At 40.5% G+C, this 14,841-nt stretch carries 13 protein-coding genes; 9 read left to right on the top strand and 4 right to left on the bottom strand.

Annotated elements, in window-relative coordinates; genetic code table 11:
- Window positions 1-182: 182 nt before the first annotated feature.
- Window positions 183-566 (top strand): hypothetical protein, encoded by a 384-nt coding sequence (locus tag NG55_RS03625; protein ID WP_016540955.1) that lies wholly within the window; start codon window positions 183-185, stop codon window positions 564-566.
- A 38-nt stretch (window positions 567-604) separates the two neighbouring features.
- The gene (gene rnhB, locus NG55_RS03620) at window positions 605-1,171 is read left to right on the top strand and encodes a ribonuclease HII (protein WP_065342358.1); all 567 of its coding nucleotides are present in this window, start codon (window positions 605-607) and stop codon (window positions 1,169-1,171) included.
- A 56-nt stretch (window positions 1,172-1,227) separates the two neighbouring features.
- Here the strand turns inward: rnhB and csrA are convergent, their stop codons facing one another.
- From csrA to alaS, 3 genes are all read right to left on the bottom strand, one after another.
- Window positions 1,228-1,491 (bottom strand): carbon storage regulator CsrA, encoded by a 264-nt coding sequence (gene csrA / locus NG55_RS03615; RefSeq protein ID WP_004654447.1) that lies wholly within the window; start codon window positions 1,489-1,491, stop codon window positions 1,228-1,230.
- 237 nt (window positions 1,492-1,728) lie between these two features.
- The gene (locus NG55_RS03610) at window positions 1,729-3,009 is read right to left on the bottom strand and encodes an aspartate kinase (protein ID WP_065342357.1); all 1,281 of its coding nucleotides are present in this window, start codon (window positions 3,007-3,009) and stop codon (window positions 1,729-1,731) included.
- Window positions 3,010-3,075: 66 nt separating this feature from the next.
- Window positions 3,076-5,766 (bottom strand): alanine--tRNA ligase, encoded by a 2,691-nt coding sequence (alaS, locus tag NG55_RS03605; protein WP_171257916.1) that lies wholly within the window; start codon window positions 5,764-5,766, stop codon window positions 3,076-3,078.
- A gap of 257 nt (window positions 5,767-6,023) precedes the next feature.
- Between alaS and NG55_RS03600 the strand changes: the two genes are divergently transcribed.
- The 6 genes from NG55_RS03600 to NG55_RS03575 all read left to right on the top strand — a co-directional run bounded on the left by NG55_RS03600 (window position 6,024) and on the right by NG55_RS03575 (window position 11,693).
- Entirely contained in the window at window positions 6,024-7,049 is a 1,026-nt protein-coding gene (locus NG55_RS03600) for a type I glyceraldehyde-3-phosphate dehydrogenase (RefSeq protein ID WP_065342355.1), read from the top strand.
- A gap of 39 nt (window positions 7,050-7,088) precedes the next feature.
- Window positions 7,089-7,403: a hypothetical protein gene (locus tag NG55_RS03595; protein WP_065342354.1), complete on the top strand. Its 315-nt coding sequence runs from the start codon at window positions 7,089-7,091 to the stop codon at window positions 7,401-7,403.
- Between the two features lie 90 nt (window positions 7,404-7,493).
- Complete coding sequence (locus tag NG55_RS03590) at window positions 7,494-8,558, top strand: hypothetical protein (protein ID WP_065342353.1); 1,065 nt, start codon at window positions 7,494-7,496, stop codon at window positions 8,556-8,558.
- Between the two features lie 204 nt (window positions 8,559-8,762).
- Window positions 8,763-9,929 (top strand): ATP phosphoribosyltransferase regulatory subunit, encoded by a 1,167-nt coding sequence (locus NG55_RS03585; RefSeq protein ID WP_065342352.1) that lies wholly within the window; start codon window positions 8,763-8,765, stop codon window positions 9,927-9,929.
- Window positions 9,930-9,988: 59 nt separating this feature from the next.
- Window positions 9,989-11,308 (top strand): adenylosuccinate synthase, encoded by a 1,320-nt coding sequence (locus NG55_RS03580; protein WP_016540963.1) that lies wholly within the window; start codon window positions 9,989-9,991, stop codon window positions 11,306-11,308.
- Window positions 11,309-11,381: 73 nt separating this feature from the next.
- A complete protein-coding gene (locus NG55_RS03575) occupies window positions 11,382-11,693 on the top strand; it encodes a putative quinol monooxygenase (RefSeq protein ID WP_065342351.1) in 312 nt (103 codons plus the stop codon).
- Between the two features lie 325 nt (window positions 11,694-12,018).
- Here the strand turns inward: NG55_RS03575 and NG55_RS21085 are convergent, their stop codons facing one another.
- Window positions 12,019-13,029 carry a helix-turn-helix transcriptional regulator gene (locus NG55_RS21085; RefSeq protein ID WP_016540965.1) on the bottom strand — a complete coding sequence of 337 codons (1,011 nt, stop codon included), beginning with the start codon at window positions 13,027-13,029 and terminating at the stop codon, window positions 12,019-12,021.
- 211 nt (window positions 13,030-13,240) lie between these two features.
- Between NG55_RS21085 and NG55_RS03565 the strand changes: the two genes are divergently transcribed.
- On the top strand, window positions 13,241-14,791 hold the full coding sequence (locus NG55_RS03565; protein ID WP_065342350.1) for a circularly permuted type 2 ATP-grasp protein: 1,551 nt from the start codon (window positions 13,241-13,243) through the stop codon (window positions 14,789-14,791).
- Window positions 14,792-14,841: the final 50 nt, after the last annotated feature.

Here is a 14,841-nt window from a genome sequence, read left to right as displayed (position 1 = left end):
AGATAGCGCTTTTTCATTCTCCTACAGTGTAAATGTAACGGAGCGTTTTATGAGTAGAACGGTGTAAAGCTTATAAATGGCGTGTGATTGTTATATTATGTAAAGATCGCGCTGAGTCATATCATAAAACGTATCATTTAGGCACAATACGCCTGCCAAAATTTAGATACAGGTTAGAAATCATGAAAAAGTTGGTACTTATTGTTGCCCCTGTTGTTTTAGCTTTAACAGGATGTGTTACGCCAGATGGAAGTAATTCGGCTGGAGCAACTTCTCAGCAGTTAGGTATGGCGGCATTGAAAGTTGCAGTAAATGCAAAATGTATTAATGAAATCAATGCACTTCCAGCTTGGAAAACAGCGACCCGTTTGATGACAGCGGAACAGCGCGACAATATTCAAACTGAAGTGTGTGGCTGTGTCAGCGAAAAGGCACCAAACAGCGTGACTGCGGTTGAATTAGCGACGGCTGCTATTGACCCAACTGCGCGTGCGACCATTGTGACTCAAGTTGTTTCGCAAACTGTGAATGCTTGTGTAGCAGAAACTTTACAAAAAGCTAGTTAAGCAGAATAGGCTGAGTCATCAGCCTTTAGAGATTTTTTATGAGAGTTGCAGGTGTAGATGAGGCGGGGCGTGGGCCTTTAGTAGGTTCTGTTGTTGCTGCCGCAGTCATTTTAGATCCAAATAATCCGATTGAAGGCTTAAATGACTCTAAAAAGCTAACCGAAAAAAAACGGGAAAAGCTTTTTGTTGAGATTCAGGAAAAAGCTTTAGCTTGGTCAATTGCTGAAGCAAGTCACACTGAAATTGATGAGTTGAATATTTTACAGGCCACGTTTCTTGCTATGCGTCGTGCAGTAGAAGGTTTAGCAACTCAACCTGTCAAAGTGATCGTGGATGGAAATCAGATTCCAAAAGGAATAACGATTCCGTGTGAGGCGATTGTTGGTGGGGATGCCAGCCATGCTGAAATCAGTGCAGCGAGTATTCTGGCTAAAGTAACACGTGATCGTCAAATGCAGGAACTTGACCAACAATTTCCTGATTATGGTTTTGCCAAGCACAAAGGCTATCCAACTAAAGCACACTTTGAAGCCATTGCGGCCCATGGTGTAATTGATGAACATCGCCGCAGTTATGGGCCAGTCAAGAAAGTTTTGAGTCTATAAAACAATTAAAGCGACTAAGAATAGTCGCTTTAATCATTCGAGAAGCATTCTGCGCATTAACGATTGAAGTTGTTATGACGAGGGAACTCATTATTCTCTTCTTCATAAGAATGTTGATAATCTTGATCAAGATGTTGCAGATGCTCATGCATGGCACGCTCATGTTGGATACGTTGGTAAATTTCCTCACGATGCACAGAAACTTCTTTTGGAGCATTTACACCAATACGCACCTGATTGCCTTTTACGCCAAGCACAGTAACACTGACTTGATCCCCAATCATTAATGTTTCTCCGACACGACGGGTCAGAATCAGCATGTTTATCTCCTTGCTAAACGCTTAAACTTGCGACAGGGAATTCATTGTTTGAAAGCACAGCCTAATATACAGAAAATTCTAACAGAAATATGTAAAAAACATTTTTTTTAGTAAGTTCTGTGAGAAGCTTCTTAAAAACCTCAAGGCTAATATAACAGAGCCACTATTAAAAAAACTATAGTGGCTCTGTTTTTTTTCTTATTTACTTGCGAGTAAATATGTTTAAGCAGCTATTAATTAAGCACGAGCACTGCTTTCGCCGTGTTCACGGTCTAGACCAAAAGCTGTATGTAAACAACGAACTGCCAATTCCAAGTAGTTTTCTTCGATGATGACAGAAACTTTGATTTCTGATGTAGAAATCATGAGAATATTAATGCTTTCTTCTGCCAATGCAGTGAACATTTTGCTCGCTACACCCGCATGTGAACGCATACCCACACCTACGATTGACACTTTTACGATGTCATCACGTGTTACAACTTCACAACCTTCGATGCTGTTTGCAGTTTGTTCTAAAATTGCTTTTGCTTTTGCCAAGTCGTTACGATTCACGGTAAAAGTAAAATCAGTTGTGCCATCTTCTTCAACGTTTTGGATAATCATATCCACTTCGATGTTGGCATTGCTAATCGGTGACAAGATTTTAGAGGCAATACCTGGCTCATCAGGAACACCCAAAATCGTTAGTTTTGCTTCGTCACGGTTAAATGCAATACCTGCAATGATTGGTTGTTCCATATCGTCTTCTGCCTCAGTGGTAATTAGTGTGCCTACGTTTTGTTTGAAATCATCATCAAATTCGCCATCATTTTCGTTATCAAAGCTTGATAATACGCGTAATGGAACTTGATATTTGCCAGCGAATTCAACAGAGCGGATTTGTAACACTTTTGAACCTAAAGATGCCATTTCCAGCATTTCTTCAAAAGAGATACGGTCAACTTTTTTCGCTTTTGGTGCTACACGTGGGTCGGTTGTATAAACACCGTCCACATCGGTATAGATTTGGCATTCATCTGCTTTCAAGGCCGCAGCAAGTGCAACGCCTGAAGTGTCAGAACCACCACGACCCAAAGTGGTGATATTGCCATTGGCATCATAACCTTGGAAACCAGCAACGACGATGACACGACCAGCATCTAAATCTGCAGTCATCACATCGGTGTCAATCGATTCAATACGTGCTTTAGTAAATGCGCTGTCGGTTTTAATCCCAACTTGACGACCTGTATATGACTTCGCTTCTACACCAATTGAATTCAGTGCCATTGCTAACATGGAAATCGTTACTTGTTCACCCGTTGACACCATTTGATCTAATTCACGTGGGTCAGGGGTGCTGGTAATGGCCTTGGCAAGCGCAAGTAAGCGGTTAGTTTCACCACTCATTGCTGATACAACCACGACCACTTTGTGACCATGATCATGCCAACGCTTGACACGATGAGCAACATTTAAAATGCGCTCAGGAGTACCCATAGAGGTACCGCCATATTTTTGAACGATTAAAGCCATAGTTGTTCCATATAAGCCATGACCCTGAGAGGCATCAGGGTCAGTTACACAAAAGTGAAGTCTTTATTATTGCGCAAGCCATGCAGGTAAAGCTGCGATGACTTGATCAAACTTCTCGTTAAGTGGCGCGCCACCTTGTGCTAAGTCAGGTTTACCACCACCTTTACCACCCAGCTCTTGAGCCAAGTGTTTGATGATGTCACCTGCTTTTAGAGTTGCAGTGTATTGTTTAGCGACAGAGGCGATTAAACTCACTTTATCACCTTCAACACCAGCTAAAATAATGACTGCATCTTCTAATTTTGATTTTACGCTGTCATGAAGATTGCGTAATGATTTGGCATCTAAACCTTGTACCGTGGTAATCAAGGTTTGACGACCAGCAATATCTTTGACTTGATCCAAGAGTTCAGCTGCTTGGAAGCTGGCTAACTTTTGATTCAATTGTTCAATTTGCTTTTGTAGGCTAGAAGCAGTTTCAACAATCGCTTCAACTTTCTCTACGGTTTGCTCTTTTTGTGCTTTCAATAAAGCATTGATGGTTTGGATGTCAGTTTCAGCTTTTTGAACTACGTCAAGTGCTTTAGTACCCGTCACCGCTTCAATACGACGAACACCAGCAGCGACACCACCTTCAGAGGTGATTTTGAACAGGCCAATATCACCTGTGCGTTTTACGTGAATACCACCACACAGTTCGATCGAGAAGTTTTTCTCATCAATCACTGAACCCATAGACAGCACGCGAACTTCTTCACCATACTTTTCACCGAACAGCATCATCGCACCTTTGGCTTTTGCTGTTTCGATATCAAGCAGTTCAGTGCTTACCGCTGTATTGGCAATCACTTCGGCATTGACTAAACGTTCAATCTGCTGCAATTGTTCAAATGAAACGGGTTGGTCATTGGCAAAGTCGAAACGTAAAATATCGCTGGCAACCAAAGAACCCTTCTGTTGAACATGCTCACCAAGAATCTGACGTAAAGCTGCATGTAAAAGGTGAGTTGCAGAGTGATTGCGTGCTGTTGCTGCACGAATATCCGCTTTAACCGTTGCTTCAACAGGTTGAGTTGCTTTGAGGCTACCCATGGTCACGATACCTTGGTGTACAAAAGCGCCACCAGATTTTTTGGTATCTTGTACTTCGAAGATACCGGTATCGTTTTTGAAAATACCTGTATCGCCAATCTGACCACCGCTTTCTGCATAGAAAGGGGTTTGGTTCAATACGATCAGTGCTTCGTCACCTTCGTTGATTTCATCAACTTGAACGCCATCTTTATAGATCGCAACAATTTGACCTTGGCCTTGAGTCGCATCATAGCCATTAAATTGAGTTTCGCCTTCAACTTTGACAATGCTGTTGTAGTCAACTGCGAATTTACCCGCATCACGTGCGCGTTGGCGTTGTGCAGCCATCTCAACTTCGAAGCCAGCTTCGTCAATCGTCAGATCACGCTCACGTGCAATATCAGCCGTTAAGTCAGTCGGGAAGCCGTAGGTGTCATACAGTTTAAATACAGTTTCACCAGCAATCACATTGCCTTTCAGTTGAGCTAATTCACCTTCGAGCAATTTCAAACCTTGCTCAAGTGTTTTCGCGAATTGCTCTTCTTCTTTAAGAAGCTGTGCTTCGATACGTGCTTGCTGTGCAGCAAGTTCTGGATAAGCATCGCCCATCACTTCAATCAGCGGTTGCAACATCTTATAGAAGAATGAACCTGTTGCACCTAACTTGTTACCATGACGTACGGCACGACGAATAATACGACGCAATACATAACCACGACCTTCATTTGAAGGATTAACACCGTCAGCAATCAAGAATGAACATGAACGTGCATGGTCTGCAATCACTTTTAACGATGCTGGATATTCAACGGGTTTATTTTGTGCTTTCGCTTCAGCTTCAATGGCAGTGGTATCTAAACCAATGATGTCAGCAGCAGCTTTTAATAAGTGTTGGAACAGGTCAATTTCATAGTTTGAATTGACATGTTGCAGTACAGCCGAAATACGCTCCAAGCCCATACCTGTATCTACAGAAGGCGCTGGAAGAGGGTGCATGACACCATCCGCAGTACGGTTGAACTGCATGAAAACGTTGTTCCAGATTTCGATGAAACGATCACCATCTTCTTCTGGTGTGCCTGGTAAGCCACCCCAGATATGATCGCCATGGTCATAGAAAATTTCAGAACAAGGACCACAAGGACCTGTGTCACCCATTGCCCAGAAGTTATCTGATGCGTATTGGCCACCTTTGTTATCGCCAATACGGATAATACGTTCAGCATCGATCCCGATTTCTTTGTTCCAGATATCAAATGCTTCATCATCGGTATGATAAACCGTGACATATAAACGATCTTTCGGTAAGCCTAACCACTGTTCGCTAGTCAAAAATTCCCAAGCAAATTTCAGCGCATTTTGTTTGAAATAATCACCGAAAGAGAAGTTACCTAACATTTCAAAGAAAGTATGGTGACGTGCTGTATAACCGACGTTGTCAAGGTCATTGTGCTTACCGCCAGCACGTACACATTTTTGTGATGAAACAGCACGGACATAGTCGCGCTTTTCTAAACCTAAGAAGCAATCTTTAAACTGGTTCATACCAGCATTGGTAAACAGCAAAGTTGGGTCGTTGGCGGGAACGAGAGAACTCGAAGCGACACGTGTATGCCCTTGCGATTCGAAATAACGCAAAAATGCTTCACGGATTTCAGCTGATGTCATAAAGCGAGTACTCACAACCAAGACACTCCATAATTTTGAATTTGGCTATATGCAACAAGGTACGTTGTGTCTAATGTTCTACAATCGAACCCAGTGCGTGGCATAGATTTTAAAAGTGCTAAATTATAACGGAAAATACCTGCCTCACCAACGATTTTACAAGCAATATCATATAAAACTGTGTTTAAGCTAAAAATCTATATTCAACAATGCGCTTGATGTTTTACCATATAGCATAGAAAAGATGATGTTTTGATGAATAAGGACGCTACATGCAACGTATCGCTATCAATGGATTTGGTCGAATTGGTCGGAATGTATTACGTGCGTGGTTTGAGAGTCCTAAGCAATTTCAGTTTGATATTGTTGCCATTAATGATATTGCTGATGTGCAGACTTTGGTGCATTTGTTTAAATACGACACCACGCATGGTCGTTTTGCTGGTCAAGTTGAAATTCAAATTGAAAACCAACATATTTTTCTGAATATCCAGTCCAATCAACGCCAGTTAAAGTTACAGGTTTTTAAACAAGCCCAGCCCGAATTATTACCGTGGGCAGACTTAGATATTGATGTAGTACTTGAATGTACAGGTTTATTCCGCTCACGGGTTGATGCCACTCGTCATGTTGAGGCGGGTGCCAAGCGTGTGATTATTGGTGCTGCGCCTTTTGATTCTGTCGATGCGGCGATTGTCTATGGTGTCAACCACAATGACGTAAAAGCCTCAGATCAAATTATTTCTAGCGTCTCGTGTACAACTCAGGCTTTAGTACCGTTGGTCAAAATTATTGATGATGCCTTTGGTATTGATACGGCATTAATGACGGAAATCCATGCAGTTACGGCAGATCAATCGGTTTTGGATCATGCGCACCGAGATTTACGTCGTGCACGCGCATCAGGGCAAAATATTATTCCAACCACATCGAGTGCTTTAGGTGCGTTAAAACAAGTTATGCCAAAAATGGAAGATCGGATTAATGGTTATTCTATTCGCGTGCCGACCATTAATGTGGCTGCTATTGATCTGACTTTTGTTTCACATTCACCGATTACCGTGCACAAAGTCAATGAAGTTTTGAGCAAAGCGGCGCAATATGATTATGCACAGATTATGCAAGTGACGGATGAGGATTTGGTTTCAAGTGATTTTAATCATTCACCATATTCTTTGATTGTAGATTTAACTCAAACCATGGTGGTGGGGCATCAAGCAAAAGTTTTTGCGTGGTATGATAATGAATGGGGTTATGCAAATCGCTTGTTAGATTTGTGTGAAACTTTTTGTGATTAATATTTTAAATAAGATATAAAAAATAATCTGGGGTGTCGCATGACATTGATGTTGATTTGGGGATTTATTGCTGTTTTATTGGTGGCGGTGGCTTTTTTATTCTGGTTTCAGCTTAAAAGCGTAGACGTACCAAACTCAGATAGTCAGGTGCAACAACTTGAAGAAAAGGTTATACACCTAGAGTTGCATCTGAAAAAGAGTCTGGAAATCATGCAGGATCTTGCCAAGAAGATGCATGTCCAACAAGAAGTTTTAGACCGTACTGTGGCAAATATTACTGCATTGGAAAAACAGAATGTTGAGCTAGTGAATGTTTTGGAAATTATGGTTAAAAGTGGGAATAAAAGTATTTAAAAATTATTAATTTTTCTTTGTATTATATAATGCTAATTATATATCATAGGCTTGTTCATAATAAATAAGATTTAACTAAAAAGTGATGGTATGGAACTTAATTTAAAAAATAAAGGTATCGTGATTATCTCAACAAGCCTTATTCTAACGGCATGTGGAGGTGGGTCTGATCAAAGTAATGAATCTAGGGTTGAAGGGAAACCAACTCAAGACGATGTGCTTTATCAAGTTTATTATCAGGCACCAAGGATTTCTGACAATATTATTGAAGACTATTTTGAGATCACAAACTATTCTATTAAGAATAGTCAGATTAATTTCAATAAGTCACATAATGAGCCTTTAGACAAGAAGATATTGACTGCAACAAAAGTGATAGAAAAAGGTACGCCACAAACAAACATCGTTAAGCGAATATCTTCTACGCAATGGTTGTATGAGCGTACACCGGAACTTAAGCAGAATTTAAACTTTCAATTGGTAAAATTAGATGGTGAAAATATTTTTGATCGAGTAATGCCGGGTTATAGAGATCATGTTGATTTAACAGTAAACCCAGAACGACTTGACCAGAATTTAATTAAATTTTATTCGACCTATAAAAATGCTGTATTTCCTAAAAATAGTTATTGTTATCGTTTAAAAGAGACTCAGTGGAATCAAGCTTATCTTGAGTCTGATTTTTCATTTTCTGATTTTTCATCTTTTAGTGAGCAGAAGCGACAAATTGTCGATCTATATAATAATCTGGATGAAGATAAAAAATATTTTAGACTTTTAGATACAAAGTGGCATGGCTATAACCTCATTGCATTAGAAAATTTAGAGACGGCTGAAACATACAGTAGATTAGGCAATGGTGAAAATAAAAGTACCAATAGCCAATTCATTTCAGGCCAGTTATGGGATGCTGACAAGCATTTAGCCTATGAGAAAAGTCATCCTTATCAAGGTGGAGATACCCCAATTGATTTATGGATGAAGCAAAATCAACGTTTAAATAATGCCAAATTAGAGAACGGCTGTTTTGCATTCAATACTCAGGCTGCTGATGCAATCAAAAAATTAAATCTGATTAATTGGAAGCAGGGGGATCGTTCAGATGTTAGGCAGTTCTTTGGATTAAGAACGTGGACGTATACCAGCAAGGAGTAGTTTCAATCTATTGAATATACTCGTTAATTTTTTCAAGATGATTGATTGCTCTGTGAATTGAGGTATAAAGAATTATTCAAATTCAAAGGTGCATCACATAAATCTTCGTGCTACACTACGCTGAATCGGGCATTCACCCGATTTTTTTATGTGGTTGCTTTTTGTGTGGATGCTTCCACATTGAACAGATTTTAGGTTTGGAACATGGCCATTTCAGAGACATGGTTGCTCCCTGACGGGGTAGCAGATGTATTGCCAGAACAAGCGCAAGTGGTTGAAACCTTGCGTCGAGAAGCGTTAGATTTCCTCGCAGTTCGAGGTTATCAATTGGTGTATACGCCATTTATTGAATACATCGAATCGCTCTCACTACTTTCAGAATCTAATCAAGATTTAGATTTAGTCACTTTCAAAGTTATTGATCAGCTTTCCGGTCGTCTACTCGGTGTTCGTGCGGATATGACGCCGCAAGTTGCACGTATTGATGCCCATGTTCGACCAATTGAAGGTGTGGCGCGTTATTGTTATGCAGGTTCAGTACTGCATACCAAACCACAGAATTTTAATGCAACACGTGCACCCTTACAGTTAGGTGCAGAGTTGTATGGTCATGACAGCATTGAAGCCGATGTTGAAATGATCAATGTTATGCTCGCATTAATTGAGCATACCCATACTTTAGAAGGGGCTCACTTAGATCTAGGTCATGTGGGTTTATTCCGTAGCTTGGTTAAGCGTGCTGGTTTAAATAAAAATACAGAAAGTGAACTTTCTGATTTATATCAGCGTAAAGCATTGCCAGAATTGGAAGCGTTCACTCAAGATTTAAGTATGGGTGCGGATTTTTATGCATTAGGTCGTTATGCAAGTGATCTGGATGCATTACAAACGCATTTAAGCCAAGATATTTTAAATGATGTTGATTTTAAAACCGCATTAGATGCTTTGAAATCGACATTGGCACAAATCCAATCGCGTTGGTCTGACCTCAATGTTGGCATCGACGTGGTGGAGTTGCGTAGTTATCACTACCATACAGGTTTAATGTATGCCATTTATGCACCAAATCGTGCAGCACCACTGGCTCAAGGTGGTCGTTATGATGGTATCGGTGAACACTTTGGACGTGCACGTCCAGCAACCGGATTTAGTTGTGATTTATATGCCTTAGGCGCGACACAGTTTGTTGAAATTGAGACTGTGGTTGCACCAAAAGGCAATGATCAAGATTTATTAAATGCAATTGCAGAGGCGCGTGGCCAAGGTTCACGTGTGGTGCAGTTGTTGGGTAATGATGATTTAAGCTCAGTGCCATATGCGACCCATCAGTTGGTGGCTCAAAATGGACAATGGGTAATTGAAAAAATTTAATTGCCAAGTGATTTAAAACTTGGTTTCCAATTTTAACAGCATGATGTAATGAGGCTATTATGGGCAAAAATGTTGTGGTACTTGGTACCCAATGGGGCGACGAAGGAAAAGGTAAAATCGTCGACCTGCTCACAGATCAAGCGGCTGCGGTAGTACGCTATCAAGGCGGACACAACGCAGGTCATACGCTTGTCGTAGGTGGTAAGAAGACTGTATTACACCTCATTCCATCAGGTATTTTACGTGAAAACGTATTGTGCTTAATCGGGAATGGTGTCGTTCTTTCTCCTGAAGCCCTAATTAAAGAAATGGCGATTTTGGAACAAGAAGGCGTACCTGTTAAAGAACGTTTACGTATTTCTCCAAACTGTCCATTAATCTTGCCAAACCACATCGCGCTTGACCAAGCACGCGAGAAAAAACGTGGTAATGCCAAGATTGGTACGACAGGTCGCGGTATTGGTCCAGCTTACGAAGACAAAGTTGCACGTCGTGCTGTACGCGTTGCAGACTTGATTCGTGGTGGTGCTTTGCTTGAAGAAAAACTTCAGGAAATGCTTGAGCTGCATAACTTCCAACTTACTCAATTCTATGGCGTTGAGGAAGTTAAGTTTGAAGACGTACTTGCATTGTGCAACGAATGGCGTGAAGTGCTTGCACCATTAGTGATTGATGTAACGACTGTACTGCATAATTACCGCAAAGAAGGTAAGGCAATCATGTTTGAAGGTGCGCAAGGTTCATTGCTTGACATCGACCATGGTACTTATCCATTTGTAACCAGTTCAAACACCACTGCAGGTGGCGTAAGCTCTGGCTCAGGTATGGGCCCATTGCATTTAGATTATGTATTGGGTATTACCAAAGCATATACAACACGCGTAGGTGCAGGTCCATTCCCAACTGAGTTGCATTATGATGCAGCAACAGATACAGGTGATGCGATTGGTCGTCACTTAGGTACAGTTGGTCATGAGTTTGGTGCATCTACTGGTCGTCAACGTCGTTGTGGTTGGTTCGATGCTGAGATTTTACGCCGTTCGGTTGACGTGAACTCATTATCTGGTATTTGCTTAACGAAGCTTGATGTATTAGATGGTTTAGAAGAAGTAAAAATTTGTGTGGGCTATGAAGATGTAGATTCAGGCTGTGCAGGTTCTTCTGATGCGATTTCATTCGAAAGTTTGAAACCAATCTATGAAACCATGCCAGGTTGGAGCGAATCAACTGTAGGTCTGACTCAAATTGATCAACTTCCTGCAAATGCATTGGCATATGTACGTCGTATTGAAACTTTAATTGGTTGCCCAATTGATATCGTTTCAACTGGTCCTGACCGTGCAGAAACAATTGTATTGCGTCATCCGTTTTCAGCATAAGCTGAATAGATGATAAAAAAAGCTCTCATGAATTTGAGAGCTTTTTTTATGGGAAATATTTAGGGAGAGCGAGATGACGTTAAAACTGATTGCTGAAGACTATATCCAGCCAGATAAAATTGATGAGGTATTACTGCTTTATCAAGAATTGGTAGAGAAAACGAGAACTGAAGCAGGCTGTATTGCCTATGATCTGTATCATGATCATAAGCAAACAGGACATTTTGTTTTTATCGAAGAATGGATAGATCGTGAGGCATTGGATTTACATGTACAGTCGGAACATTTTCAGCGCTTAGTACCACAAATTGATCAATATCAGATACAGGCGGGACGTTTTACTCATTTGCATCATTTCGAAACTTTATTATCCGATAAAGAATAAGCTGATCTTGGCTCAAAGATCAGCAATAGCAAAAAAACAGCTTTTGATTCCAATCTTTGTTATTTCACAGCCCAAATAATCCTCGTTATAGTGATTCTACGTTCAAACAAAGAGGGTTTAAGCATGACCAAAAAGAGAATCCGCTACAATGGCTATGAATTAGCGTGCCGATGTTAATTTAAATCAAAGCGCTTAAAAAGGTACAAACCAATTTTGATCAAGGCGGGGAGAGAGGTTGGTTTGAACATTTAAACAATAAAAATAATACTGAGTGTTTGATAATAAAATTTATAAAAAATCGAAGAGAACCGTGAGGTTCTCTTTTTTATTGGGATTGATCTTCGATTTCTTTGACTGCATTGTAGACCGCTGCAGGCTCGATATTGAGGATTTTTTTACCAAAGCTTCTAAGCCACCAGACCAATTGTGAAGTAAATGGAACCGTTGCAGAAACTTCAACGATATTCTCTTCTAAGTGTTGGATGATTTGATCCTTACTTAGTTGGCTTTCATAGAAACTTTTGGCTGTACTTTCGGTCATCGTTAGCTTTAACTGAATTTGTTCAGTTGGCTTGTTATAGTCAACGCGGAATCCGAGTGCGCCAGATTCAATATAATTATCAATTTCAAAGTTCACAGGATGTAAAGCACGGCTTTCCAATACCGTTGCTGCCTTAAAGCGGTGCAATGCAAAAGTCTGTACGTCAGTTTTATCATTGCGGGTACAGATTAAATAAATCACTGCACCTTTTTGAACCAAGGCTAATGGATTGAGGATATAGCTCTTATCTTCACCTTGATGAGTTCGGGCACGATAAATACATTCGATCTGTTTGTCTTGTAATAAACCTTCGTAAATCGCCTGTTGCGCGTGTTTATCGACTACTGGTGGAATCAGTGGTTGAGTTGCCGGCACAATACGCACACGGTTGATCCATTGTCTGACATTGTTCTGGGTCGATAAACTACGTTTGGCGAGGTCAAACCAAGGTGTCATTTCTTCTAATAAACTCGGTGGAAGCAAGTGACGTAAATGTTCTTCGACCATCATAAACGTAACGGCTTGTGAGCTGGTCATATGTGGCAAGCTCTGAATCGGTGCATCCGAGCGCCAACGCCAACCTTGAGGCACGGTTTTATTGCTTTCAATCGGGAAGCGTTGGGCAATCTGGTTTAAATCACGCTGGATTGTACGCAAACTGATATCAATACCTTCTCGTTCTAATATTTCTTGTAATTCACGAGTACCCATCCATTTCCCAGTTGAAAGGCGGGATAAAATTTGCCATTGGCGATAAAGGCTATTGGATGTTTCTTTTTCTTGTACGGATGACATAAGCGTAATACGTAATTCAATGGTCTAAAGCAGACACAATAAAAAAACTATACTTAATTATCAAGTCCATCTGATCCAGATTACGTATTTACGACTGAAATGGGGGCATTTTTGCTTAAATATTCTAGTTCTGGTTGAAAATTGATCATTTATATAAGTGGCATTGAAATTGCTTTGTTTAAATATAAATAAATGATGAGACGAGGTTTCTATGTCAGAACAAGAGAACAGCCTACATATCAGTACAGATTATTTTACAGCAGAACCAAATACAGCAGTTCCCGTTGATACGTCTACATTTATTTCTCAGCTCAATGTCAGTACAAATCTATTTGAGCAACTGAAATCACAATTTTTTAATGAAATGTTAGATGATAAAAGTTTTAACGGTGAAGCATCGAAAAAAATTGAACAATGGTTGAGTATTCGTAGCCTGGAGGATTTAAAGAGTTTAGAAGCACAAGCGAAGCAGCATTTTCTCTATCAAGGGATTACCTTTAATGTCTATGGTGATCAGGAGGGCGCAGAACGAACCATTCCGTATGACCTTATTCCACGTGTGATTGAAAAGAAACAATGGGAAAAAATTGCAACAGGCTGTGCACAACGGGTAAAAGCCCTAAATTTATTTTTAGACGATATCTATCATGGTCAGCATATTTTAAAAGAAGGCTTAATTCCTGCGGAACAAGTGATTGCCCATGAAGCTTTTCAGCCACACATGCTGAAGCATCAATTGAAAGGTAAGATTTATTCGCAAATCAGTGGGATTGACATCATTCGTGATGGTCAAGGCGATTTCTTTGTATTGGAAGATAATTTACGTACACCATCAGGCGTATCTTATATGCTGGAAAGCCGCAAAATCAGCCAGAAACTAATGCCTGATTTATGTAGTAGCAATAATTTACAAGGGATTGAGCAATATCCAAGTCTGTTAAAAGCAATTTTGGAAGAAAATGCCTATGTTGATCGGCCTTTGATTGTCGTGCTTACGCCTGGACGTTTTAACAGCGCCTATTATGAGCATTCATTTCTAGCACGGGAAATGGATGTACCACTGGTGACCAGTCGGGATTTATTTGTTGAAGATGAGAAAGTTTATGTCAAAACTATTCGTGGTCGTCAGCAGGTAGATGTGATTTATCGCCGTGTTGATGATGATTTTCTTGATCCACTTAGCTTTAGGCCTGATAGCAGCTTAGGTGTGGCTGGCTTAATGTCAGCTTATCTACAACATAATGTTGTGATCGCTAATGCGCCCGGAACTGGGGTTGCAGATGACAAATCGATTTATCCTTATGTCGATCAAATGATTCAATTTTATTTAGGCGAAGCACCGATTTTAAATAATGTGCCCACTTATCAATGTCGAGAGGCTGAGCAACTTGATTATGTGTTGAGCAATTTAGAAAAACTGGTGGTTAAAGAAGCACAAGGTTCTGGTGGTTATGGCATGTTGATTGGTCCGCAAGCAGATCAACAACAAATTGATTGTTTTAGACAGAAATTGATTGAAACACCGCATTTATATATTGCACAACCGACTTTAGCCCTTTCAGTCGCGCCAACAATGACAGCAGAAGGCGTTGCTGAGCGACATATTGATTTACGACCTTTTGTACTCAGCTCACCTTATCGTACTGAAATTGTGCCAGGTGGCTTAACACGTGTTGCCATGCAAGCAGGCTCTCTAGTGGTGAACTCTTCTCAGGGTGGCGGAATTAAAGATACCTGGGTGGTTGAAAGTTTACGTTCCTAAGCGGTATTTCCGCAGCTTGGATATAAGCTGGGCTGTGGCATTGATATAAA

The organism is Acinetobacter gyllenbergii, assembly GCF_001682515.1.
Taxonomy (GTDB): domain Bacteria; phylum Pseudomonadota; class Gammaproteobacteria; order Pseudomonadales; family Moraxellaceae; genus Acinetobacter; species Acinetobacter gyllenbergii.
The sequence above is the reverse complement of the archived record's forward strand: the minus strand, read 5'-3'. Positions and strand labels throughout refer to the sequence as shown.

What these genes read in the sequence shown, in the direction of transcription:
- NG55_RS03625 (WP_016540955.1), top strand. Translation starts at nt 183, where the DNA reads ATGAAAAAGTTGGTACTTATTGTTGCCCCTGTTGTTTTAGCTTTAACA.
- rnhB (WP_065342358.1), top strand. Translation starts at nt 605, where the DNA reads ATGAGAGTTGCAGGTGTAGATGAGGCGGGGCGTGGGCCTTTAGTAGGT.
- csrA (WP_004654447.1), bottom strand. Translation starts at nt 1,491, where the DNA reads ATGCTGATTCTGACCCGTCGTGTCGGAGAAACATTAATGATTGGGGAT.
- NG55_RS03610 (WP_065342357.1), bottom strand. Translation starts at nt 3,009, where the DNA reads ATGGCTTTAATCGTTCAAAAATATGGCGGTACCTCTATGGGTACTCCT.
- NG55_RS03600 (WP_065342355.1), top strand. Translation starts at nt 6,024, where the DNA reads ATGCAACGTATCGCTATCAATGGATTTGGTCGAATTGGTCGGAATGTA.
- NG55_RS03595 (WP_065342354.1), top strand. Translation starts at nt 7,089, where the DNA reads ATGACATTGATGTTGATTTGGGGATTTATTGCTGTTTTATTGGTGGCG.
- NG55_RS03590 (WP_065342353.1), top strand. Translation starts at nt 7,494, where the DNA reads ATGGAACTTAATTTAAAAAATAAAGGTATCGTGATTATCTCAACAAGC.
- NG55_RS03585 (WP_065342352.1), top strand. Translation starts at nt 8,763, where the DNA reads ATGGCCATTTCAGAGACATGGTTGCTCCCTGACGGGGTAGCAGATGTA.
- NG55_RS03580 (WP_016540963.1), top strand. Translation starts at nt 9,989, where the DNA reads ATGGGCAAAAATGTTGTGGTACTTGGTACCCAATGGGGCGACGAAGGA.
- NG55_RS03575 (WP_065342351.1), top strand. Translation starts at nt 11,382, where the DNA reads ATGACGTTAAAACTGATTGCTGAAGACTATATCCAGCCAGATAAAATT.
- NG55_RS21085 (WP_016540965.1), bottom strand. Translation starts at nt 13,029, where the DNA reads ATGTCATCCGTACAAGAAAAAGAAACATCCAATAGCCTTTATCGCCAA.
- NG55_RS03565 (WP_065342350.1), top strand. Translation starts at nt 13,241, where the DNA reads ATGTCAGAACAAGAGAACAGCCTACATATCAGTACAGATTATTTTACA.